We start from the raw sequence: 24,009 nt of genomic DNA, 5'->3' as shown, positions 1-24,009 counted from the left end.
CTGCCCGCCTCGCTTACCCATGCGCCACAGCCCCGTCAAGGAGAGGTGCCATGCCCGACCAAGGACCACCCGCCCCCGTCAACCCCCTGCCGCCCTTCCTGATCGCCCTCTTTCTGGTGATCATGGGGGTCGAAGCCGCCTTTACCTTGGGCGCGCGCGGGCTTGTGGGCGGCCCGGATGCCGTGGGCTGGCGCGCGGCGGCGATTCAGGATTACGGCTTCAACGGCGAAATCCTTGGCTGGATGCTGGAACACCATGCCTATCCGGCGGAACATCTGCGCCGCTTGCTCAGCTATGCCTTCATCCATGGCAGCTTTACCCACGCACTCTTCGCGGGCGTGCTGCTTCTGGCGATGGGTAAATTCGTCTCGGACGTGTTCCGTCACTGGGCGGTTCTGGTTCTCTTCGCGGTCAGCACAGTGGTGGGGGCCGTGATCTTTGGCCTTGTGGCACCGGGGCGGCCCTGGCTCATCGGGGCCTTTCCCGGCGTTTACGGCCTGATCGGCGGCTTTACCTATATCATGTGGCTCAGGCTGGGGCAGATGGGCACCAATCAGGTCCGGGCCTTCACCCTCATCGGCGTGCTGATGGGGCTACAACTGGTGTTTGGCCTGTTGTTCGGCGGCAATGCCACTTGGATCGCCGATGTCAGTGGCTTTGCCAGCGGATTTCTGGCGTCCTTCGTGCTCAGCCCCGGCGGCTGGTCCCGCCTGCGGGCCAAGCTGCGTCACGACTGAGGCGGCATTGCCCGCGCGGAATCAAGGCGCGAAGCGCCGCCGCGTGGATCGCTGGGCCGGGGACTAGCGAAACAACAGGCGTGGCTGCCACTTTATGCCTGCCAAGTCCGTATAATCTCTCAGCGAACCGCGCCTTCTCAAAATCGCTAGGCCGCGGGACGGCCCAGCGATCCGCGCGGCGGTGCCTACGGCACCTTGATTCCGCGCGTGAAGACGACCCCCTTACCGCCTCAACCTGCCCCGGATTTCCTGTATCCGAAACGCCCCCAGCCCTTGCCCAAAGAGCGCATAGGCCAGCGTCCCCACCGCGATCAGCACCAACAGCGCCAGCCACCGCCAGCCCCCCATGCCGAAAAGCGGCCCAAGCACCACACCCGCACCCCAGAGCACCGCCCCCATCAGCACCGAGGCCAGACAGATTCGCCACAACCGACGCCGGAATTGCGCATCAAACCGCGCCACCTCGCCAAACTGCCGCGCCCCGGCGGCCAGTTGCACCACCATGATCCATGCCGCGATTGTCGTGGCAATCGCCGCCGCAATCCAGCCGATCAGCATCGCCAGCCCCACCGCCAAAACCCCATTCACCGCCATCGCCCAAACCGCATAGCGGAACGGGCTGCGCGTATCCTCGCGCGCGAAAAACAGCGGTTGCAGGATCTTTTGCAACACGAACGCCGGCAGGCCCAACCCGTAAATCGCCACCGCCAAGGCAGTCGCGGCACTGTCATCCGCGCCAAACGCCCCGCGCTCGAACAGCACCGACACCAGTTGAATGGGGATCACGATCAGCGCCACGGCACAGGGAATGGTCAGCGCCAAGGCAATTTCGCCCGCCCGCGACAGCGCCATGCGCGCGCCCACATCATCCTGCGCCTTCAGCCGCCGCGAGAGATCAGGAAGCAGCACGATGCCCACCGCAATCCCCACAACCCCCAAGGGCAATTGATAGAGCCGGTCGGCAGAATAAAGCCAGCTCACCGCCTTTTCGGTGTTCGAGGCCACCAATTGCCCGACCACAAGGTTGATCTGCACCACCCCGCCCGCCAAAGCCGCCGGAATGGCAATCCGCACCAGTTGCGCCATCTCTGGCGTCCAGCGGGGCCGCACCAAGGGCAGGCTCAGCCCAGCCCGTCGCGTCGCATGCCACACGAGCGCCAGTTGTGCGACCCCAGCCACCGGAATGGTCCAGACCAGCGCCTGCGCCACCGCCCCGCCCGTCACAGCAGCAAAACTCATCGCGCCGATCAACAAGACATTCAGCAACACCGGCGCCGCCGCCGCCGCCGCGAAATGCCCCGCCGCATTGAGCATCCCTGAAAACAACGCCGCCAATGAGATGAAAAAGATATAGGGAAACACGATCCGCCCGAACTCGACCGTCAGGTCGAACCGCGCATCACCCACGAATCCCTCTGCCGTGGCCCAGACCAGCGCGGGCATGAACACCATGCACAGCCCCGTCAGCCCCAAAAGCACAAGGCTAAGCCCCGAACAGGCCAGCGCCGCAAAGCCCAAAGGGTTATCGCCCGCCTCCAACCGCTTGGAAAACATCGGCACAAAGGCCGCGTTGAACGCGCCTTCGGCAAAGAACCGGCGAAACATATTAGGCAGGCGAAACGCCGCGACAAAGGCATCCATCACAGCGCCGGGGCCGATATAGCTCGCGATCAGCACATCGCGGACGAACCCCAAAAGCCTGCTCAGCAGGGTCCAACCGCCAACGGTGAGAATGCCAGAAAGCAGGCGGACAGGTTTCATGCGGGGCCTTTCGCCGGGATCAGAGACGAGGATTAGACCATCACCACGCCGGGGGGAAGGGGGCGCAAACGGCGCAAACCGCCCGCATTTTCCGGCGCGCACGCATATTTCGCTACCCAGTCCCGCGACGACACGACAAGGTAAGGCCAGAGGACATCGGCGCACTCCCGTCCATGCCGACAGAAAGAGACGTGAAATGACCACTACCAATATCCGCCAATGGCTTCAGGAACGGCCCGAAATCGAATCCGTCTTTGCCTGCGTCTGCGATCTCAACGGCGCGATGCGCGGCAAACGCCTGCCGATTGAAAAGGCCAAGTCGATCATGGACGACGGGCTGCGCCTGCCGCTCTCGGTGCTCAGCGTGGATATCTGGGGCGAGGATATCGAGAATAACGAACTGGTGTTCGAAACCGGCGACTCGGACGGTATCTGCGAACATACCGGGCGGCCCATCGTCATGGTGAACTGGACAAGCCGCCCCTCGGCGCTGGTGATGTTCTGGATGCACACCGAGGATGGCAGCCCCTTTCCCGGCGACCCGCGCCATGCGCTCTCCAATATCGTGCAGCGCTACAAGGCGCGCGGCCTGACCCCCGTGGTGGCCACCGAACTCGAATTCTACCTCTGCGACCCGCGCGAGGCGCAGCCGCGCCCGCCCTGCTCGCCCGTGACCGGCAAACGGCTCGATTCCGACGGCGCGCTCTCCCTCGATGAGCTGGAACATTTCGACGAATTCCTCAACGACGTCTACGACGCCTGCCACGAACAGGGCATCCCCGCCGATGCCGCCATTTCCGAAAACGGCGCAGGCCAGTTCGAAATCAACATGGTTCATGTCGCCGATCCGCTACAGGCCGCCGATGATGCCGTTCTCTTCAAACGCCTCGTGCGCGGCATCGCGCGCAAACATGGCATGGCCGCTACCTTCATGGCCAAACCCTATGGCGACCGCTCGGGCAGCGGCTTTCACGTGCATTTCAGCCTTGTCGATGAAAACGGCGTCAACCTGTTTGACAATGGCGGTGACACCGGCACGCCGCTCCTTCTCAATGCCGTGGGCGGGCTGCTGGAAACGATGCACGAAAACACGCTCACCTTCGCGCCGCACCAGAATTCCTATCGCCGCCTTCTGCCCGGCACCCATGCGCCCACTGGCATCTCTTGGGGCTATGAAAACCGCACAGCGGCGATCCGCATCCCCGGCGGCAACCACAAGGCGCGGCGTATCGAGCACCGCGTCGCGGGCGCCGATGCCAACCCGTACCTCGTGCTGGGCAGCATTCTGGGCGGCGCGCTCATCGGCATCGAACAGGGAATAGCACCCTGCCCGCCCATCGACGGCGACGCCTATAGCCAGAAACTCGACCACCTGCCACTCGACTGGGCCACCGCCATTCAGGCCTTTCGCCGGGGGCGGCATGTGCAGGACATCTTTTCCAGACGCCTGCAAACCATGCTGGTGGAATGCAAGATGCAGGAACTCAAACGCTTCACGCGCTACGTGACCGATTTCGAGTATGACGCCTATCTCGAAAGCGTGTGACGCCCGGCCTCACCCGGCCACGCAATCCGCGAAATAGCGCGTCACGCCATCCTCGCCCACTTCCTGCACCAACCCGTGAATATCGGTCTCGAAACCGGGGCATTCGCGACCAAACTCGCGGTTGAACCGCAGGTATTGCACGATGGTCTTGTTGAACACCTCGCCGGGGATCAAAAGCGGAATACCCGGCGGATAGGGCGTCACAAGGCTGGTCGTCACCCGGCCTTCCAGATCGTCAATCGCCACCCGCTCGGTGGTGCGCCGCGCGATATGGGCAAAGGCCTCGCTCGGCGTCATCGCCGGGGTCAGATCGCTCAGATACATTTCCGTCGACAGGATCGCCACATCGTATTTCGCATAAAGCGTATGCACATGCTGGCACAGATCCCGCAGCCCCATGCCTTCATAGCGCGGCTGCTTGGCGCAAAACTCCGGCATCGCCCGCCACATCGGCTGGTTCTTGTCGTAATCGTCCTTGAATTGTTGCAGCGCGGTCAAGAGCGTGTTCCACCGCCCCTTGGTGATGCCAATGGTGAACATGATGAAAAAGCTGTAAAGCCCGGTTTTTTCGACCACCACCCCATGCTCGGCCAGATATTTGGTGACAATCGAGGCCGGAATCCCCGTCTGCTCGAACCGCCCATCCAGATTGAGACCGGGCGTGATGATCGTGGCCTTGATCGGATCAAGCATGTTGAACCCCGGCGCCATCTCGCCGAAATCATGCCAAGACTCCTCCCCATCCGAGGCTTGCACGCCATGCGCATCGGTGCGCTTGAGCACCCAGTCACGCATCTCACCGATCCCCTCCTCGTCAAGAACATCCGGCCCCCAGACTTGGAACCACCAGTCGTCATCGCCGAACTCGGCATCGACCTTCTGCATCGCCCGCCGGAAATCGAGCGATTCCGCGATGCTCTCCTCGACCAGCGCTGTGCCTGCAGGCGGCTCCATCATCGCCGCTGCCACATCGCAACTCGCAATAATGCTGTATTGCGGGCTGGTGCTGGTATGCATCAGATACGCCTCATTAAAGAGGTGGCGATCCAGCTTGGTGGTCTGACTGTCCTGCACCAACACATGGCTGGCCTGACTGATCCCCGCCAGCAGCTTGTGGATCGACTGCGTCACATAAGTCACCGAATGCAGCGGCCGTTCCCGCGACCGGCCCATCGCGTGAAAACTGCTATAGAACGGGTGGAAACTGGCATGCGGCAACCACGCCTCATCGAAATGCAGGTTTTCCACATAGCCATCAAGCAGATCCTTGATCACCTCGGTATTGTAGAGCACCCCGTCATAGGTGGATTGCGTCAAGGTCAGGATGCGCGGCTTGACCGTATCGGGATCAACCCCCTTCAACAGCGGATTGGCGCGGATCTTGGCCTTGATCGCGTCAATCTCGAACTCGCCGCGCGGAATCGGCCCGATGATGCCAAAGTTATTGCGCGTGGGCCGCAGGAACACCGGAATCGCCCCAGTCATGATGATGCTATGCAGGATCGACTTGTGGCAATTGCGGTCCACCACCACCACGTCACCGGGGGCGACCGTGTGATGCCAGACCATCTTGTTGCTGGTGCTGGTGCCATTGGTCACGAAAAAACAGTGATCGGCGTTGAAAATCCGCGCCGCATTGCGCTCTGACGCGCCAATCGCCCCGTCATGATCCAAGAGCTGTCCCAGCTCCTCGACCGAATTGCACACATCGGCGCGCAGCATGTTCTCGCCGTAAAACTGATGATACATCTGGCCAATCGGGCTTTTGAGAAAGGCCACACCCCCCGAATGCCCCGGACAATGCCAAGAATACGACCCGTCCTCGGCATAATCCAGCAACGCCTTGAAGAACGGCGGCTGAATGCCCTCCAGATAAATCTTGGCCTCGCGGATGATATGGCGCGCCACGAATTCGGGCGTATCCTCGAACGCATGTATAAAGCCGTGCAATTCGCGCAGGATGTCATTGGGCAAATGGCGGCTCGTCTTGGTCTCACCGTAAACATAGATCGGCACATCGGCATTCTTGCGCCGCACCTCCTGCACGAAATTGCGCAGATTGGTGATCACCGGATCAATATCGGGACCGGGGCTGAATTCCTCATCGTCAATCGACAGAACAAAGGCACTGGCGCGCGATTGCTGCTGCGCGAATTGCGACAAATCCCCATAGCTCGTGACGCCCAGAACCTCGAACCCCTCGTCCTCCATCGCCTTGGCCATGGCCCGAATACCAAGCCCGGAAGAGTTTTCGGACCGGAAATCTTCGTCGATGATGACAATGGGAAAGTGGAATTTCATCAACTTCTCCTTTCAGGAGACCAGCAGGGGGGCGATCACGCCAAACGTCGCGAGAGGACCCCCCAAACTCTGAGGGAATCCTACTCCGCGCAGCTTGTTTCTGCTGTGCGCCCCAAGGTCAAGCCCCGCTGCGACCCGAAGGCCGCTTTGCGCGCGCTCATGCCGCCTGCCGGGTCAAAGACCCAGTGTGCGGCGGCGTCCCTCGGCCATCTTGTTGATCAGATGATCCGCCGCCAAGCCGATAAAGGCCACGGCAAACCCCAGCACAAGGCCTTTGCCCACATCGGTGGAACTCAGTGCGCGCTGCATTTCCTGCCCCAGATCCTGCGTGCCGATAAAGGCCGCGATGATCACCATGAACAGCGAAAACATCAGCGATTGATTGATCCCCACCATGATCGTGGGCAGCGCCAAGGGCAGGCGCACATGCCACAGACTCTGGCCGCGCGTGGCCCCCGACATATCCGCCGCCTCGATCACCGCCTCAGGCACACCGCGCAGCCCCTCGATGGTATAGCGGATCAGCGGCACGGCAGCGAACAGCACCACCGCCCCCACCACCGCCACATCATTGACGCCAAAAAGCATGATCACCGGAATAAGATAGATGAAACTCGGAAAGGTCTGAAGACTGTCACACAGCAGCAAGACCCGCTTGGCCCGCGCCTCGTGCCGCGCCGCCCAGATGCCCAAAGGAAAGCCGAAGCTCGTCGCTACCGCCACAGCCACCAGCACCGTGTAGACCGTGATCATCGCCCGGTCCCACCAGCCGGTGATCGCGATATAGCCGATAAAGCCAACGCAGATCAGCGCCGAACGCCAACCACCCACCGCCAGCCCTGCCGCCGCGACCAGGGCAAGCACCGCCGTATAGGGCAACCACAAAAGCGCATCGCGCACCGGGATCAGAACCCATGTGATCAGGAACCACCGCAACCATTGCGTCACCGGATCAAGCGTCACGATCACCCAAGACATCATCGCATCCAGCGGGTCCGCCAGCGAAAGCGATTGCCCCCGCCCGACCTCGGCAAAGAACGGAACCACCGCCGACAGCGCAAACCCCGCCACCATCAATACGGCCCAAACGCTCATCACCCGGTGCCGTGCGGTCCAGCTCAGCCCCGGCTCATGATGCACCGGCTGCCGCTCGGCCCAGGCCTTGGAACACCGATCCAGTGCCACGGCCAACAGAACGATCGTGATGCCGATTTCAATCGAGCGCCCGATCTTGAGCGCCTGCAACAGTTGCAACAGCTTCTGCCCCAGCCCCGGCATGCCGATGAAACTGGCCAGAACCACCATCGCCAGACACTGCATGATCACCTGATTGACGCCCACCAAAATCTCGGTGCGTGCGGTCGGGATACGCACCCGCGTCATCAATTGCCAGCTTGTGCTGCCGCACATCTTGCCGCTCTCGATCACCTCGGGCGGCACCTTGCGCAGCCCCAGCAGGGTCATGCGGATCATCGGCGGCACCGAGAAAATGATCGTGACAATCGCCCCCGCCTTGGGGCCCACCCCGATAAAGACCACAATCGGGATCATATAGGCGAAATGCGGCAGCGATTGCGCGATGTTGAGAACCGGATTCATCACCGCCTCTACCCAGCGCCAGCGCCACGTCGCCACCCCCATCATCAGACCGAGCAGAACCGACACCGGGGCCGCAACCACGATCACCGACAGGGTTTCCATCGCCCATTGCCATTGCCCCATCAGCGCGATCCAGACAAACGTACCCCCCGCCAAAAGCGCCAGCCGCAAACCGCCCAGCCAATAGCCCAGACATCCCGCACTCAGCGCCACCACGATCCATGGCAGCGGGCCGATACGCGGCCAGCGGTTCTTGCCATAGAGAATATTCGCCGTCACATCGAGCAGCCACTCGATCCCATCGGCAAAGGCACGGGTCACATGGATAAGGCCCAGATCATCGCGCAGCCATGTGAAAACCGCGTTGATCCAATCCGCCAGCGGCAGGATCATCCCCTCGACCGGGCGCATCAGCCCCTCGGGCAAATAGGGCCGCGCAAGAATTAGGCACAGCGCAAGGCCCAGAACCACCCAAGCCGGATTGAGGCGCGGTTTGGCGGTGGTCGCCAGCGGCAGGGCGCTCTCGCTCATGCCTGCCCTCCCAGCAGCACATCCAGCGCCTCCTTGCGGCTCAGCACGCCGGTAATCCGCCCCGCCTCATCCGCCACGGGCAAGCTCTCGCGCGGATCGTCGATCAACTGCCGCGCCAGCGCGCGAATCGTGCTCTTGCCCGCCACCGGCAGCCCCTCGGGCGTCACGCCATTGATGGGCCGCGCCAAGCCGGACGCATGCACCACCCGCGCTTTCTCAATCTCTTCGGTGAATTTGCGCACATAATCGGTGGCCGGATTCAGAACGATCTGATCGGGCGTGTCGCATTGCTCGACCGCGCCGTCCTTCATGATCGCAATCCGGTCCGCTAACCGCAGCGCCTCGTCGAAATCATGGGTGATAAAGACAATTGTCTTACCCAGCATCCCCTGCAAACGCAGGAATTCATCCTGCATTTCGCGCCGGATCAGCGGATCAAGCGCCGAAAACGGCTCGTCCAGAAACCAGATATCGGGCTCGATGGCGAGAGAACGGGCAATCCCAACCCGCTGCTGCTGCCCACCTGACAATTCACGCGGAAAGTAATCCTCGCGCCCGCCAAGCCCCACCAGCTCGATCACCTCCAGCGCCCGCTTGCGCCGCGTGGCCCGATTCTGCCCGCGCATTTCCAGCGGAAAGGCCACATTCTCCAGCACCGTGCGATGCGGCAGCAGGCCAAAACTCTGGAATACCATGCCCATCTTGTTACGCCGCAATTCGATCAACTGCGTCTCGCTCAGCGCACCAATGTCCTGCCCCTCGACAGACACCGTGCCGCCGGTAATCTCGATCAACCGCGACAGGCACCGCACCAGCGTGGATTTGCCAGACCCCGAAAGGCCCATGATCACCAGCATCTCGCCCCGCGCAATATCAAGCGACACATCACGCACCGCCGAGATATAGCCCGCCTGCCGAATAACCTCGAACCCCGGATCGCCCTTAAGGCCGCCCAGATACGCCTCGGGCGCAGGGCCAAATAGTTTCCAGACATTGCGGCATGAAATCACGGGTTCAGAAACCGGCACGCGACACCCCCTTGTTTGTTATGGAAAACCCCACCCATGGCGCACCACGGGCGGGGCAGATTTTAAGATCGGATCAGTTGATCCAGACCTTCCAGACATCGCCATTCTCTTCCAGCCAATGCGTCGCGGCCTCTTCTGGCTCCATCTCGTCGATGTCCACCAGCTTGGCCATTTCCGCGATCTGCGGGTTGGTAAAGCTGATCTTGGTCAGCATTTCATAGGCGTCCGGCCATTTCTCTTTCATCCCATCCCAAGCGGCTTTTTTCATGTAGCCATTGGCGGGATTGCCGCAATCATAGGTCTTGTCCGGGTTCGGCCCAACCGCCGGGTCCTTGTCGCACCCTTCCACCCAAGTCGGGAACTCGACGAATTCGCCCGGCCAAACGGCTTCGGCAAAATTCGGCGTCCAGTTAAAGACCACGATGGGCTTTTTGGTCTTTTCAGCGGCCCCGATTTCCGCCCAGAGGGCTGCGGCAGAACCGGCATTGACCACTTTGAAATTCATGCCCAGCCCATCAACCCGCTCTTGGTCATGCTTGAGCCAGTCCACCGGCCCCCCAAGGAACCGCCCGGCGTCCCCGGTCTCCGGCGTCGCAAAAAGAGCAGCGCACTCATTCAGCGCCTGCCAGTCAGGCAGACCCGGACAGGCCTCTTTGGTCCACATCGGATACCACCAATCCTCGCGCGTCACCGCGTTGTGATCGCCCGCATCATGCAACCCGCCCTTTTCCAGCGCGGCACGGAATGAGGCACCAAATGCCCCCTCCCAAACCTCCATCTCCAGCGCCACATCGCCCAGACGCACCGATTCATAGACCGACTGACTATCCGTCGAGACATATTCCACATTGTTGCCCATGGATTCGAAAATCTGGCCAACCACATTGCTCATCACGATCTGGCTCGACCAGTTGTGAATGGGGATGACGATCGGATCTTCGGAATCCGCCAAGGCGCCAGTCGCCGCTAGGGCGAGCACGGCGGCCCCGCCGATCAGTCGTAAACGCTGTGTCATTCTTGAAACTCCCTGTGTTGATGTATCCCGCCCGTTTTCCGGGCTTTGGTAAGGGAAGCTTAGGGATCGGATATGAACACGTCAGAGGGGCGGCATGAACGAACTGGACTTAATTGTGAAAAAATATTAACAGGAGGAAACCTTGCAAAGGGCTCCAACGTGCCAAGAGCCGCCCATATCGTCATCATCGAGGATGAGCCCGTTACCCGCACCACGCTGGCGGAGTATCTGATGTCGCATGGCTATACCGTCACCGCCTTTGACAGCGCTGAACGGGCCGAAACAATGCTGGGCAGCGACCGCGCCGACCTTTTGCTTGTCGACATCACGCTCGATGGCAAGGACGGGCTGCAGATCACCCGCGAACAACGTGCGCGCTCGGATATCGGCATTATCCTCACCACCAGCCTCAGCGATGACGTGGACCGTATCGTTGGGCTGGAACTGGGGGCCGATGATTATGTTTGCAAACCGTTCAATCGCCGCGAATTGTTGGCCCGGATCAAGAACCTCTTGCGCCGAACCGAGGCCCAGCGCCGCCTCTCACGCCAAAACCTGCGATTTCACGGCTTCAGCTTTGCCTTTGCCACCCGGCAACTGACCGGCCCGGATGGGCAACCCATCCGCCTCACCCGCGCCGAATACGAGGTGCTGGCCGAACTCTTGCGCCATCCCGGTGCCGTGCTCAGCCGCGACCGGCTGATGACCGTGATCACCCACCGCCAAGAGCATCCCGATACCCGCACCGTCGATGTCATCATCCGCCGCCTGCGCACCAAGCTGGAAGAAGACCCCGGCGCGCCGCGCCTCATCACCACCGCCCATGGCGAAGGTTATGTATTCACCGCCACCTTGGACTGATCCGCCAACCCATCTGTCGCGCGCAAAAGCGTGGCACGCGCCGCTGCAATCTCTGCAGGCACAGCGGCCATAGCGCCCCGCATCGCCCCCGCGTCACCCGCGCGCGCCGCCTCTTCCAAGGCCCGCAATCCAGCGCTCAGCCCCGGCAAGCTGAAATTGCCCGCCGCCCCCTTCATCCGGTGCGCCACTTTGGCCACGCCCGCCGCATCCTCTGCGTCCACCGCCGCCGCCAAGGCCCGCGCCTCTTCCCCGACTCCATCCAGATAAAGCCGGATCGCCGCAGCCGTCTGCTCTGGCCCCAGATCGGCCAGCATGGCACCCAGCCCGTCGCGCGCGCCGCCCATGGGCAAAGAGACCGAGCGCGGCGAGAGAAACACACCCCGGCGCTGCCCGCCCGTCACCTGCGCAATCGCGGCGGCCAGCCTCTCGGGCGAAACCGGCTTGGCCACGAAACAATCCATCCCCGCGTCCAGTTGCTGTGCCACCTCTTCCTCCTGCACATGGGCAGAAATTCCGATCACCGGCAGGTCTTGGCCCTCAGGCAACCCGCGCAACCGCCGCGTCGCGTCGGTGCCCGACAGGCCCGGCAGGTTCACATCCATCAAGACCAAGTCGAACCGCTCCCGCTTGAGCAGGTCCAGCGCGTCCTCACCACTGTCCACACAGACCGCCGTATGCCCCATCCGCTCCAGATAACTGCGCGCAACCATCTGGTTGACGCTGTGATCCTCGACAATCAGCGCATGCAGACTGCGCCCCGCCCGCTCAGGGGTCCACTCGGGCACGCTCTCAGCCAAAAGCGCCGGATCGGCCAATTCAAAATCTGCCATGAAGGTAAAAACCGATCCCACATGCGGCGTGCTTTCCACGCTCAGCGCGCCGCCCATCACCTCTGCGAATTTGCGACAGATCGCCAATCCCAACCCGGTGCCGCCATAGCGCCGCGCCGTCAAACCGTCTTCCTGCTCGAATGCCTCGAAAATACGCTGCCGCGCCTGCGCTGAAATCCCCTTGCCGGTATCGCTGACCTCAAGGATTAGCGTCACCCGCCCGGCCCCTGCAGCCCGCACTCGCAGCCGCAAAACCACCTCGCCCTCTTCCGTGAACTTGACCGCGTTTGAGACAAGATTGAACAGGATCTGCCGCAGCTTGGCCATATCACCCATCACGGCAGCGGGCGCATCCTCGGGCAGATCAAGCCAGAGCACGATCCCCTTCTCCCGCGCGCCGGGGTCCAACAGGGTTACGATCACCTGCATCACCTCGGCCACTGAAAACACCAGCCGCTCCAGATGCGCGCCGCTCAACTCGGTCTTGGAATAGCTCAAAATGTCGTTGAGGATCGTCAGCAGGCTCTCACCCGAGGCCCGCGCCGCGCGCAATTGCTCCAACTGCGCGTCTGGCAAGCCCTCAGCCGAAAGGGTGCGCAACATGCCCAGAACCCCGTTCATCGGCGTGCGGATCTCATGGCTCATCATCGCAAGGAATTCCGATTTCGCCCGATCCGCCGCCTCCGCCTTTTGCCGCGCCACGGCATGCGCCTCGACCTCACCGCGCAGCGCCTCGGTCTTTTCCGCCACCAACTCCTGCAAGGCATTGCGATGCCGCGCCAGTTCCTCTTCGTTGCGCCGCCGCGCCTCCTCCAACGTGCGGTTGGCGATGGCCTGACGCCGGAATACCTCGACCGCGCGCTCCATGCCCGCAATCTCATCATTGCCACGCGGGGCCACGCGCATATCAAGCTGCCCCGCCGCCAGCCGCGTCATCATGTCCGACAGGTTGTCCAACCGCCGCGAGATATTGCCGCGCACGTAAAACCACAGCACGGCCAAGGACAGCAACAGCGCCAGCCCCGCCGCTCCGGCGCTGCGCAACCGCGTGGCCCGGATCACCTCAAGCGAGGCCGCACCGGCGCGCTGCGCCTCCGCCTGCACCCGGCTCGCCAGATCCGTCACCGCCACATGCAGCCCGTCCGCCGACACGCGCAGCGCCGCCTGCGCGCTCTCGATCCGGCCATCCAGTTCCAATATGCCCTCGGTCAGCCCCAAAAGCCCCCCCGGCCCCGCCGGATCACTCAGCGACAGGATCGTACCCAACAAGGTTTGCGCCTGCGCCGCCCGCCCCGGATCGCGGATCGCCGCCACGCGCCGCGCGACAATCTCTGTCCGCTCGCCCAACGTGGCCCGGATCGGCACCAAACCCGCGGCATCGCTCAGCCCGGCAATCCGGTTGAAGAGCAGCCCGATTTCCGCCGTGCGCGACCGCAACTCGAACATCAACCCCAACTCGAACAGATCAACCTCGATCAGCTTGTCCAGCGTCGCCAGATGCTGCGCACTGCCGGTGTCATCGTCATAGAGGTTGGAAATCACCGCCGCCGTGCTCATCTCGGCATTGGCCACCAAAGTATCAGCCATATTGAGCAACGCCGACGTCGCCCCAAGCGCACGGTCCAGCCCCTCGCGCCGCGCCTGCACCAGCGACAGACGTTGCTTGACCAAGCGGTCAAGCTCGGCAATCCCCGCCTCCATCGCCACAACGGCGCGGGTCAACTCGCCCCCGCTGCCGCCGCCATGCTCCGCCTGAAACCGGCTCAGATGATCCGAGAGCGCCGCCACCCGCGCGCCCAAATAGGCCGCCCGGTCGCGCCGCGCCGCCTCATCATCCACCGCCGCCAATTCCGGCGCCACCGTGATGATGGCCGAACTTTCCTCGGTAAACCGCCGCATATCCGACAGCACCGGGATCGAGCGGTCATAGAGCTGCTGTTGCGCCTGCGTGACATCGCGCAGCTCGAACCAGCCAAAGAAACCCGCCAGCGCGGGCAGGCCGGCAATCACGAGAAAGGCCGCCAACAGGCGCGCGCCCAATCCGGTTCTGCTCTTCATCCGGCTCTTCCCGCTCCGCTTTTGTTGCAGTCCTGCCGCGACAGTCTATAGTAATTTCCGCAGAGGAGTGAGTGTTTCATGCAAAGAATAATCGCCTGTATGCTCGCCCTCTTGGCACCTCTGCCCCTCGCCGCAGACCCATGGGCGCTGCAAACCCATACGGTGCCCTTCGACTATACCAGCCCGGCGCGTCCGCTCACCTATACGCCACTCGATCGTGCCGCGTCCCCTTGGACGCTTTGCATCTCCTATCCGCATCTCAAGGACGCCTATTGGCTCTCGGTCAATTTCGGCATGGTCGAAGAGGCCCAGCGCCTTGGCGTGGGCTTTCGTCTGGTCGAGGCGGGCGGCTATCCCAATCTTGACCGTCAGATCGAACAGATCACCAATTGCGTGGCCCAAGGCGCGGATGCGCTGGTGGTCGGTACCGTGTCTTTCGAGGGGCTGACCCCCACCGTTCAGGCGCTCTCCGAACAGGTGCCAGTCATCGCCACGGTCAATGACATCGCCGATCCCGGCATCGCGGCCAAGGCGGCGGTCTCTTGGTATGACATGGGTGCCATCACCGGGCGCTTCATCGCCAAGCGCCACCCCAAGGGCAGCGCCCCGGTGCGCCTGGCGTGGTTTCCCGGTCCCCAAGGGGCCGGTTGGGTCAGCTTTGTCGAGGCGGGCTTTCGCGACGCCATCGCCGAGAGCGCGGCAGAGATCGTGCTTACCAAATACGGCGACACAGGCCGCGAAATCCAAGTGACGCTGGTCGAGGAAACGCTCGATAGCGGGGTTGCCATCGACTACATCGTCGGCAGCGCCCCCACCGCCGAAGTGGCCGTGTCGATCCTGCGCGCGCGCGGGCTCGAAGGGCAGATCAACATCGTCTCGGATTACATGAGCCACGCGGTGTTTCGCGGCATTCGTCGCGGCCGCATCCTCGCCGCGCCCACCGATTTCCCGATCATGCAGGGCAAACTCGCCATCGAAATGGCCGTGCGCGCCATCGAGGGCACGCTCGAGACCCGCCATGCCGGCCCCCAAATCATGCTCGTAACCCCCGATATGGTCGGCAATACCGACCTTGCCGAAACCCTCGCGCCCGCCAGCTTTATCCCCGTGTTCGAACTGGACTAGCGCACCGCTTGCGGTCATCATGGCACCAAGGCCGGATATAGGGGCCGCAGACGGGACCAAAGGGGCAATACGGGGCCGAAAACCCCGTCCAAAGACCACCTTCCTCCGCTGAGCCCCCGCCGTCCTCGTTAATGGGTATTCTTGGGCAAGAGGCAGAGCATGGCAAAAAGCGCAACGATCAAAACCGCCCCGACGCCGGTCGCGGCGGCTCCGGTGCCGGTGCTCAATCTGCCGATGTCGCGCGGCAATCCCTACCAACCCCTGCTTTATGCCGCCCCCGACGCCGGTTTCCGCACCGAACCCTTGGCCAAGACCGAAATCACCGATCTGCCCCGGTTGTTGGCAGAGGGGCATCGCCTCTTGCACCTGCATTGGGACGACCTGATCTTTGGTCGTTCTCGCGACAGCGCCGCCAATGCCAACGAGGCCGAGCGCGATCTGGCCGCCCTTGCAGCCTTCAAGGCCGGTGGCGGCCGTATCCTCTGGACGGTTCACAACCGAACCCCGCATCGCGACATGGACCCAGAGACCTTTCGTGCCGCCCGCGCCCGCGTCGTGACCCTCGCCGATCTGGTGCATGTACACACGCCCGACGCGGCGCTGTATATGCAACGCGACTGGGGGGTTGATCCCGCGCGCCTGCGCATCCTGCCGCATCCCAGCTATCTTGGGCATTACGAACCTGCCGAAACCAGCCTCGGTCGCGATTTGCCCGATTGCGCCGCGCGCGCCTTTCTCTTCTTCGGGGCTTTTCGCGCCAACAAGGGGCTGGATACGCTGGTCGATACCGCCCGCACGCTCATCCGGCGCGACGTGCCTTTTCACCTGCATCTTTGTGGCCGCGCCGCGCGCAGCCATCAAAAGCTCTTTCGCGCACTGCAAGACACCGATTGCGTCACCCTCACCGACGAGGCCGTGCCGGATGAACAGGTCGCCGGCATCTTTGCCCGCGCGCAGGTCTTTGTTGCGCCCTTTGGCAACCTCTTTACCTCCGGCTCGGTGATGCTGGCGCAGGGCTTTGGCCTGCCTGTGATCGGCCCGGATACCGAGGCTCTGCGCGCCCATGTGGCCCCGGAAAACCACGATCTTCTCTATGATCCGGGCGCGCCGCGCGGCCTCTTGCGGATGATGACCCGGCTGGTCGAGATGCCCAATGACGAATTGCGTAGCCGCCGCGCCGCGGCCCTGGCCCTCGCCCAAGACCGCGCGCCCGCGCGCATCGCCGCCCAGATGATGCAGGTGCTCGCCGACCTGCGCGATGGCACCGGTGCCAGCCTGCAAGCGGTGCAGCCGACGCCCATCGCCGCCGCCCATCCCGCTACACCTGCCCCCTCTGCCCAGGCGCGCGCGCAGCAGCGCCTGGCCGATCTGACGCGCACTTTGGGCCTCACGGACCCTCTGCGCATCCTCGATATCGGGGCCAACCCGATGAACCATGACGCCCCCTACAAAGAGCTGCTCGCCGCAGGTCACGCCCATGTCACCGGGTTTGAACCCCAGCCCGAGGCGCTGGCCGCCCTCAACGCCCGCAAATCCCCGCAAGAGACCTATTTTCCCGACGTGGTCGGCGATGGGGCGACGCATCGGCTCAACCTCTATCGCGGCTCCGGCCTCGCCTCCCTGCTCGAAATCCGCCAGCCCACACTCGACCACCTGCTCGGCCTGCGCCGCGCCGCGCGCCCCACCGGCCATGTCGATCTGCCCAGCCGCAAACTTGACGAGATCGAGGGCATTGGCCGGGTTGATTTCCTCAAGATCGACGTGCAGGGGGCCGAAGCGATGATCTTCACGCACGCCCAAACCGCGCTCTCGCAAACGCTGGCCGTGCAAAGCGAGGTCAACTTTTTCCCCCTCTACGACAACCAGCCCTCCTTCGGCGAGATCGACCGCCTTCTTCAGGCGCATGGGCTGGTGCCGCATTCCTTCCTGCACATCGAGAAACGGCTCCTGCGCTCCCGCTGGTTGGGCCGGATCGCGGATGCCACGCCGCAACAGATGCTCGACGGCGATATCCTCTACCTGCGCGACCTCTCTCGCCCCGACACGCTCGACAGCACCGACTTGCGCAAAATCGCGCTGCTCTGTGATACCTGCTACGGCTTTACCGACATCACCCTGCGCTGCCTCGAGATTTTGGTTGAACGCGGCGAGATCAAGCCGCGCGTGGCCGAACGCTTCATCGACAGCCTCTGACCGCGCGGCCCGGGTTACCCAACCCGATAGGGCAACACGCCGCGCTCGTCCGGGGTAACCTGCAAGCGTCGCTCCAGCGGCGGCACCGATCGCTGATGGCACTCCGCCCGCTCGCAGATCCGGCAGGAAATGCCAATCGGCTCGAACGCCCGCGCGCGGCTCACATCCAGATCGTCGGCATACACCAACTCGCCCGCATGTTTCACCTCGCAGCCCAGCGCAATCGCAAACCGCCGCACCGGCGCGCCAAAGCTGCCACCGGGTTTCGAGACATCGCGCGCAAGGCTGATATAGCGCACGCCATCCGGCGTCTCGGCCAATTGCCGCAGGAACCGCCCCGGCGTCTCGAACGCCCGATGCACGTTCCAGAGCGGACAGGCCCCGCCGAACCGCGCGAATTGCAACCGCGTCGCCGAATGCCGCTTGGTGATCGTGCCGGCCTGATCGACCCGCACAAAGAAAAACGGAATCCCCTTGGCCCCCGGCCGCTGCAAGGTCGAAAGACGGTGACACACCTGTTCGATCGAGGCACCAAACCGATGCGCCAAAACCTCCAGATCGTGTCGCACCTCCTGTGCGGCGGTCAAAAACCGGCCATAGGGCATCATCGCCGCCCCGGCAAAATAATTGGCCAATCCAATCTTGGCGATGGACCGTGCCGCGTCTGACTGGAACCGCGCGAAATCCAGCGTCGCCTCCAGCAATTGATCCTGCATCACCAACGCCAGTTGCAACAAAAGCTGAAACCGTCGGCTCTCGGGGGCGGCGCGCGACGAGAGCGTCAGCACCCCGGCGGCGCGGTCGTAATGCCGCAACTGTGCGGTATCCGCCTCGACCACCGAAATGCCCAACGCCGCCAACCGCGCGCAGGCCAGATCCGAAATCGCCGGCCCGCCGCCCGCTTCGGCAAAGCGCTCGGCGGCATGGTCCACCGCATCTATGTAATTGTCGCAATAATGAAAAAAGTCGCGCACCTCGTCCCAAGGGCTCGATTGGTTGCGCGCATCCTCGCGCCCCAAGGCCTCGTCGAGGCTCGCCAATCGCTCGTGGGTCTGGCGATAGGCGCTGTGCAACTCCAGAAACGCCCGCGCCAGCGCCGGGGCATTCGACGCCGTCAGCCGCAGATCGGCCAGGGGCGGCGGATCGTCGCCAAACACCGGATCGGCCAGCGCCTCGCGCATGTCGCTCACCATCCGCTCGGCATCGCCCGTGCTCAACTCTGTCACGTCGAAGCCGAATTCCTGCGCCAAGGCCAGAACCACCGTCGTGCTCACAGGGCGGTTGTTGTTCTCCATCTGGTTGAGATAGGGCAGCGACACCCCCAGCTTGCCCGCGAAATCCTTTTGCGTCAGGCCCAGCCGCTGCCGCGTCTCGCGCAGCTTGGCCCCGGCATAGAGTTTCTGGATCGCCATGGCGCGCACCCTTTGCAACTTCGCATAGGGGCGAGACTACATTTGCAAAGACACGCCGGCAATCCCCCGCCACGCGCAGCCCCATAGACAGCACCGCCACAACCGCTAATCTACCCCATATGCACACCGCCAAAAGGACTGCGCGCCGATGCCAGAGCCCGCGATCCTTCTCGAATGGGCCGGATTTGCCGCCCGCTGGCTGCATGTCATCACCGCCATGGCCTGGATCGGCACGTCTTTTTACTTTATCGCGCTTGATCTCGGCCTGCGCCGCGCGCCCGATTTGCCCATGGGCGCGCAGGGCGAAGACTGGCAGGTGCATGGCGGCGGCTTCTACCATATCCGCAAATATCTCGTGGCGCCGCCGCAGATGCCGGATCACCTGACTTGGTTCAAATGGGAAAGCTACGCCACCTGGCTCTCGGGCGCGGCCCTGCTCATGCTGGTCTACTGGGCCTCTGCCGATCTCTACCTGCTCAGCGCCGAAAGCCCGCTCACCCAATCGCAGGGCATCGCTCTCTCGGCGGGCTCGCTGGCCCTTGGCTGGCTCATCTATGACCGGCTTTGCAAATCCGGGCTGGCCGCGCAGCCGACCCGCCTGATGCTCGTGCTCTTCGCGCTTCTGACCGCGATGGGCTGGGCCTATACACAGGTGTTCACCGGTCGCGCGATGATGCTGCATTTGGGGGCCTTCACCGCCACCATCATGACCGCCAATGTCTTTCTCATCATCATGCCCAATCAGCGCATCGTGGTGGCCGATCTGCGCGCCGGGCGCACACCCGAGGCACGCTATGGCCAGATCGCCAAGCTGCGCTCGACCCATAACAATTACCTCACCTTGCCCGTCATCTTCCTGATGCTGTCCAACCATTACCCGCTTGCCTTCGCCACGCCCTACAACTGGCTCATCGCCTCTCTTGTTTTCCTGATGGGCGTCACCATCCGGCATTTCTTCAATAGCCTGCACGCCGGGCGTGGCCGCCCTTGGTGGGCATGGGGCGTCACTGCGCTGATCTTCGCCGCCATTGTCTGGCTCTCAGCTTTGGGCGGCCCGAACACCGCAGACACCACCCCAAAGACCACGCGCCTCAGCCCTGCCCAGACCCGCCTGAGCGAGGCCCCCGGCTTTGACACGGTGCAAGAGATCGTGGCCCTGCGCTGCGCCATGTGTCATGCCACCGAACCACTCTGGCCCGGCATGATCCACGCCCCCAAAGGCGTGATCCTCGAAACACCCGCCGACCTCGCCCGTCAGGCCCGCGCCCTCTACCTCCAGGCCGGGCTCAGCCATGCCATGCCACCCGCCAACCTCACCGCGATGGCACCCTCGGAACGCGCCACGCTCATCGCTTGGTATCGGGCGGGCCGTACCGCGCCCTAGCTTCCAGCCGTGCCGAATCAAGCCCTGCCTTCAACAGGCCAATGTCCCGCAATCGCGCCTGCGCGCGAATCGCATGATGCTCCATCCGCGCCTGATCCGCCTGTTCCAGCGCCTGTAGATCGCTGACCGAGACAAGGCCCGCCACCGCCACCCCGTTGCGCAGCACCATCACCCGCTGACCACCCGCCGCCAGATGATCCACCACCCGACGCAGACGGGTTCGCACCCGATGGACCGGCATCTCATCATACATCGCCCGCCTCTTGCCTTGCCTGACCTGACCAACTTGGCAGGCAGAGGTTAAGAAAACGTTGCCCACAGCGCGCGACCCAAGCAAAACCAATCGAGACCTTACAAAATCACCTCCAAAACCTTACAAAGCGTACAAAATACCCCAGCCCGGAGCGCGCCCCATGAAAATCGCCACCGCCGCCTATCCGCTCGACCCGCTCACCTCTTGGGCCGACTACCATCGCAAGCTTACCGATTGGGTGGCCGAGGCGGCCGCACAGGGTGCCGAACTCGCGGTCTTTCCCGAATATGGCGCGATGGAATTGGCCATGCTCGCGGGCACCGAGGCCGCGGGCGATTTAGAGCGCTCACTGCATGCCGTTTCTGGCGTGATGTCAGAGGCTTACGATCTGCATGCCGAGCTTGCGACGCAGTATAATCTGCATATTCTGGGGGCTTCAGCCCCGGTCTTTGACCCAGATCTTGGCCCCCGCCCGGTCAACCGCGCCATGCTTTTTACCCCCACCGGGGCGCGCGCCGCGCAAGACAAACAGATCATGACCCGGTTCGAGCGCGAGGAATGGCACGTCGCCCCCGGCGGCCCCCTGCGCCTCTTTGACACAAGCCTCGGCAAGATCGGCATCCTGATCTGCTACGACAGCGAATTTCCCTTGCTGGGCAAGGCTTTGGCCGATGCCGACCTGATCCTTGTGCCCTCTTGCACCGAGGCTCTGACCGGCTATTCCCGCGTCCGGATCGGTGCCATGGCCCGCGCCCTCGAAATGCAATGCGTCACCGTCATGGCCTCGACCGTGGGCACGGCGGATTGGTCCCCGGCGGTCGATACCAATTGTGGTATGGGTGGCGTCTTTGGCCCACCAGATACAGGGTTCCCACCCACCGGCGTCCTCGCCGAGGGCACGCTCAACCGCCCCGGCTGGACCTATGCCGAGGTCGATCTGGACCGTATCACCCATGTTCGCGCCGACGGCGTTGTGCTCAACCGCCGCCATTGGGAAGACCAACTGGGGCGCGACGTCACGGTCACATCTGAACCTCTACGGTGATTACACCCTTGAAAACCGCGCAAAACCGGCGCATTTACTAGCGCGTTCCGCAAAACGGCGGGGCGCCATATCAAGGAGAGACCATGGCCAAGGAAGACACGCTCGAATTTCCCGGTGTCGTCAAGGAACTCCTGCCCAACGCGACATTCAGGGTCGAGCTTGAAAACGGCCATGAGATCATCGCACATACGGCAGGCAAAATGCGCAAGAACCGCATCCGCGTTCTTGCTGGCGACAAAGTTCAGGTGGAAATGACCCCCTATGATCTGACCAAGGGTCGGATCAATTATCGCTTCAAGTAAACTTGGCCTGCAGCGCCGAGTATGGTCAGGCATATCGTGCGGCCTCCAAGGAGGCGGTCGCGTATCTGCATGAATTGACTGAGGAAATGAACGATCCGCAGGCAAAGGCAGTGCTTAACACCGCTGCGTTTTCCTTGGGCGCGACCTTGCGCGCACACGCCACCGCGCTGCAAGACAAGGCAGATCTGGAATGAGACTCATCCTCGGTTCTGGCAGCCCGCGCCGGCGCGATCTGTTGGCACAAATCGGGGTGGTGGCGGATAAAATCCTGCCCCCCGAGATCGACGAAACCCCGGCCAAGGCTGAATTGCCCCGCCCATATTGCGCCCGCATGGCGCGGGAAAAGGCGTGGACGGTTGTGGCCGAGGACGATGATATCGTGCTCTGCGCCGATACCACCGTGGCGCTTGGCCGTCGCATCCTTGGCAAACCTCAAGATGTTGGCGAAGCAGCACAATTCCTGCTCGCCCTGTCCGGGCGGCGGCACCGGGTGATCACGGCCGTCGCTGTCCGGCGCGGATCGCGGATATGGGAGCGGGACGTTGTAACCACCGTGCAGATGAAACGCCTCTCGGATGAGGAGCTGAACGCCTACCTTGCCACAAATGATTGGCAGGGCAAGGCAGGCGGCTACGCCATACAAGGCCCCGCAGGCGCGCTAATCCCTTGGATTCAAGGATCTTTTACTGCCGTCGTCGGCCTGCCCCTGACTGAAACCGCGGGCCTCTTGCGCGCCGCTGGCTACCCGCTCTGGAAGGACACCCAATGACCCTGCGGACCATCGCGCTCGACCACATAAACGACGCCGAGGCCGCAGCCCTGCTGGTGGGTGGGCGGCTTGAGGACTTGCTGATCGACTCGGATCAACCGCGCCCCGGCACCATCTATCGCGCCATCGCCGATCGCCCCGTCAAAGGGCAAGGCGGCATGTTCCTGCGCACGCCCGACGGTTCCGCTTTCCTTCGCCAGATCAAAGGCTTGACGCCCGGTCAGCCGCTACTCGTACAGGTCACTGGACACGCCGAACCGGGCAAGGCCCTGCCGGTCACGACTCGACTCTTGTTCAAGAGCCGCTACGCCATCGTCACACCCGACGCGCCCGGTCTCAATGTATCGCGGTCCATCAAGGACGAGACCCTGCGCGATTCTCTCTTGGAAATCGCCCATGCCGAAATGGGCGACAGCCCCATGGGCCTCATCCTGCGCTCCTCATGCGAAAGCGCCGAAGCCGCTGATATCGCAGAGGATGTTAACGCCATGCGCGATCTGGCCGAGGCGGTTCTCGCCGATGCCACCGGCCCCGAGCCAGAGACCCTGACCGAAGGCGACGGCCCCCATACCCTCGCCTGGCGTGACTGGGTAGAGCCTGCTGATGTGCTGACTGATCCGGGCTCTTTCGCGGAAAACGGCGTGCTTGATCAACTCGACGCCCTGCGCGAGGCCTTGGTCCCCCTGCCCGGCGGCGCATCCTTTTACATCGAGCCCACGCGCGCCCTTGTAGCTGTGGATGTCAACACCGGCGGCGACGCCAGTCTTGCAGCGGGGCTCAAAGCCAATATCGCCATGGCCCGCGACCTACCGCGCCAATTGCGCCTGCGCGGCCTTGGCGGGCAGATCACCCTCGATCTTGCCCCCATGCCCAAAAAGGACCGCAGAACGTTCGAAGCCTCCCTGCGCGCCGCGCTACGCCAGGACACGACCGAAACCACTCTCGCGGGTTGGACGCCCTTGGGGCACTTTGAATTGCAACGCAAACGCGACCGACAGCCGCTTACGGACCTGCTCAAATGAGCTGCCCGATCTGCCAGCGCAAGACCGACGCCCGCTACCGCCCCTTTTGCTCGCGGCGCTGCGCCGACGTGGATCTGGGCAAATGGTTCGCGGGTGATTACGCCGTGCCCTCCTCCGATCCGGCCGACATCGAAGAGGCCCTCGACGCGCTGGAACAAGAGCAGCAAAAACCCCATTGATTTTTGCTGATACCCTCTAGACACCCCGCCCGCGCTCGCCTAGAACGCATCCACCCGA

At 63.1% G+C, this 24,009-nt stretch carries 19 protein-coding genes; 11 read left to right on the top strand and 8 right to left on the bottom strand.

Annotated features, from left to right (window positions below):
* Positions 1-50: 50 nt before the first annotated feature.
* Positions 51-737, top strand: coding sequence for a rhomboid family intramembrane serine protease (locus tag RAK1035_RS09165; RefSeq protein ID WP_008281810.1), 687 nt, complete (start codon positions 51-53; stop codon positions 735-737).
* Between the two features lie 222 nt (positions 738-959).
* On the opposite strand, the gene murJ is transcribed toward RAK1035_RS09165, so the two are convergent.
* Entirely contained in the window at positions 960-2,498 is a 1,539-nt protein-coding gene (gene murJ, locus RAK1035_RS09160) for a murein biosynthesis integral membrane protein MurJ (RefSeq protein ID WP_008281809.1), read from the bottom strand.
* Positions 2,499-2,694: 196 nt separating this feature from the next.
* Between murJ and RAK1035_RS09155 the strand changes: the two genes are divergently transcribed.
* A complete protein-coding gene (locus tag RAK1035_RS09155; protein ID WP_008281808.1) occupies positions 2,695-4,044 on the top strand; it encodes a glutamine synthetase family protein in 1,350 nt (449 codons plus the stop codon).
* A 9-nt stretch (positions 4,045-4,053) separates the two neighbouring features.
* On the opposite strand, the gene RAK1035_RS09150 is transcribed toward RAK1035_RS09155, so the two are convergent.
* The 4 genes from RAK1035_RS09150 to RAK1035_RS09135 all read right to left on the bottom strand — a co-directional run bounded on the left by RAK1035_RS09150 (position 4,054) and on the right by RAK1035_RS09135 (position 10,518).
* Positions 4,054-6,345: an arginine/lysine/ornithine decarboxylase gene (locus tag RAK1035_RS09150; RefSeq protein WP_008281807.1), complete on the bottom strand. Its 2,292-nt coding sequence runs from the start codon at positions 6,343-6,345 to the stop codon at positions 4,054-4,056.
* A 174-nt stretch (positions 6,346-6,519) separates the two neighbouring features.
* Entirely contained in the window at positions 6,520-8,475 is a 1,956-nt protein-coding gene (locus tag RAK1035_RS09145; RefSeq protein ID WP_008281806.1) for an ABC transporter permease, read from the bottom strand.
* The gene (locus RAK1035_RS09140) at positions 8,472-9,503 is read right to left on the bottom strand and encodes a quaternary amine ABC transporter ATP-binding protein (RefSeq protein WP_008281805.1); all 1,032 of its coding nucleotides are present in this window, start codon (positions 9,501-9,503) and stop codon (positions 8,472-8,474) included. Before RAK1035_RS09140 ends, RAK1035_RS09145 begins: the two co-directional genes overlap by 4 nt.
* Positions 9,504-9,576: 73 nt before the next feature.
* Complete coding sequence (locus RAK1035_RS09135; protein WP_008281804.1) at positions 9,577-10,518, bottom strand: ABC transporter substrate-binding protein; 942 nt, start codon at positions 10,516-10,518, stop codon at positions 9,577-9,579.
* 159 nt (positions 10,519-10,677) lie between these two features.
* Here RAK1035_RS09135 and RAK1035_RS09130 point away from each other — a divergent pair, with 159 nt between their 5' ends.
* The gene (locus RAK1035_RS09130; RefSeq protein WP_008281803.1) at positions 10,678-11,379 is read left to right on the top strand and encodes a winged helix-turn-helix domain-containing protein; all 702 of its coding nucleotides are present in this window, start codon (positions 10,678-10,680) and stop codon (positions 11,377-11,379) included.
* On the opposite strand, the gene RAK1035_RS09125 is transcribed toward RAK1035_RS09130, so the two are convergent.
* Complete coding sequence (locus RAK1035_RS09125) at positions 11,352-14,267, bottom strand: ATP-binding protein (protein WP_008281802.1); 2,916 nt, start codon at positions 14,265-14,267, stop codon at positions 11,352-11,354. The two genes, RAK1035_RS09130 and RAK1035_RS09125, sit on opposite strands and share 28 nt — an antisense overlap.
* Before the next feature lie 78 nt (positions 14,268-14,345).
* Between RAK1035_RS09125 and torT the strand changes: the two genes are divergently transcribed.
* Together torT and RAK1035_RS09115 are read left to right on the top strand one after the other, a co-directional pair.
* Positions 14,346-15,392: a TMAO reductase system periplasmic protein TorT gene (gene torT / locus RAK1035_RS09120; RefSeq protein ID WP_112303076.1), complete on the top strand. Its 1,047-nt coding sequence runs from the start codon at positions 14,346-14,348 to the stop codon at positions 15,390-15,392.
* 159 nt (positions 15,393-15,551) lie between these two features.
* Entirely contained in the window at positions 15,552-17,585 is a 2,034-nt protein-coding gene (locus RAK1035_RS09115) for an FkbM family methyltransferase (protein ID WP_008281800.1), read from the top strand.
* A gap of 14 nt (positions 17,586-17,599) precedes the next feature.
* Here RAK1035_RS09115 and RAK1035_RS09110 read toward each other — a convergent pair whose 3' ends face one another.
* On the bottom strand, positions 17,600-18,997 hold the full coding sequence (locus RAK1035_RS09110; protein ID WP_008281799.1) for a helix-turn-helix domain-containing protein: 1,398 nt from the start codon (positions 18,995-18,997) through the stop codon (positions 17,600-17,602).
* 148 nt (positions 18,998-19,145) lie between these two features.
* On the opposite strand from RAK1035_RS09110, the gene RAK1035_RS09105 reads away from it, so the two are divergent.
* Entirely contained in the window at positions 19,146-20,381 is a 1,236-nt protein-coding gene (locus RAK1035_RS09105; RefSeq protein ID WP_008281798.1) for a urate hydroxylase PuuD, read from the top strand.
* Here the strand turns inward: RAK1035_RS09105 and RAK1035_RS09100 are convergent.
* Positions 20,344-20,634 (bottom strand): type II toxin-antitoxin system Phd/YefM family antitoxin, encoded by a 291-nt coding sequence (locus RAK1035_RS09100; protein ID WP_008281797.1) that lies wholly within the window; start codon positions 20,632-20,634, stop codon positions 20,344-20,346. The genes RAK1035_RS09105 and RAK1035_RS09100 overlap by 38 nt on opposite strands.
* 160 nt (positions 20,635-20,794) lie before the next feature.
* On the opposite strand from RAK1035_RS09100, the gene RAK1035_RS09095 reads away from it, so the two are divergent.
* The 5 genes from RAK1035_RS09095 to RAK1035_RS09070 all read left to right on the top strand — a co-directional run bounded on the left by RAK1035_RS09095 (position 20,795) and on the right by RAK1035_RS09070 (position 23,951).
* A complete protein-coding gene (locus RAK1035_RS09095; protein WP_008281796.1) occupies positions 20,795-21,679 on the top strand; it encodes a carbon-nitrogen hydrolase family protein in 885 nt (294 codons plus the stop codon).
* An 83-nt stretch (positions 21,680-21,762) separates the two neighbouring features.
* Complete coding sequence (gene infA, locus RAK1035_RS09090; RefSeq protein ID WP_005978431.1) at positions 21,763-21,981, top strand: translation initiation factor IF-1; 219 nt, start codon at positions 21,763-21,765, stop codon at positions 21,979-21,981.
* A 190-nt stretch (positions 21,982-22,171) separates the two neighbouring features.
* Positions 22,172-22,750, top strand: coding sequence for a Maf family protein (locus RAK1035_RS09080; protein WP_008281791.1), 579 nt, complete (start codon positions 22,172-22,174; stop codon positions 22,748-22,750).
* On the top strand, positions 22,747-23,772 hold the full coding sequence (locus RAK1035_RS09075) for a ribonuclease E/G (protein WP_008281790.1): 1,026 nt from the start codon (positions 22,747-22,749) through the stop codon (positions 23,770-23,772). Before RAK1035_RS09080 ends, RAK1035_RS09075 begins: the two co-directional genes overlap by 4 nt.
* The gene (locus RAK1035_RS09070) at positions 23,769-23,951 is read left to right on the top strand and encodes a DNA gyrase inhibitor YacG (RefSeq protein WP_008281789.1); all 183 of its coding nucleotides are present in this window, start codon (positions 23,769-23,771) and stop codon (positions 23,949-23,951) included. The genes RAK1035_RS09075 and RAK1035_RS09070 overlap by 4 nt, the downstream gene beginning before the upstream one ends.
* Positions 23,952-24,009: the final 58 nt, after the last annotated feature.

The organism is Roseovarius sp. AK1035 (assembly GCF_003288315.1).
Taxonomy (GTDB): Bacteria; Pseudomonadota; Alphaproteobacteria; order Rhodobacterales; family Rhodobacteraceae; genus Roseovarius; species Roseovarius mucosus_A.
Note: the sequence above shows the minus strand (reverse complement) of the source record. Positions and strands in the feature narration are given on the sequence as shown.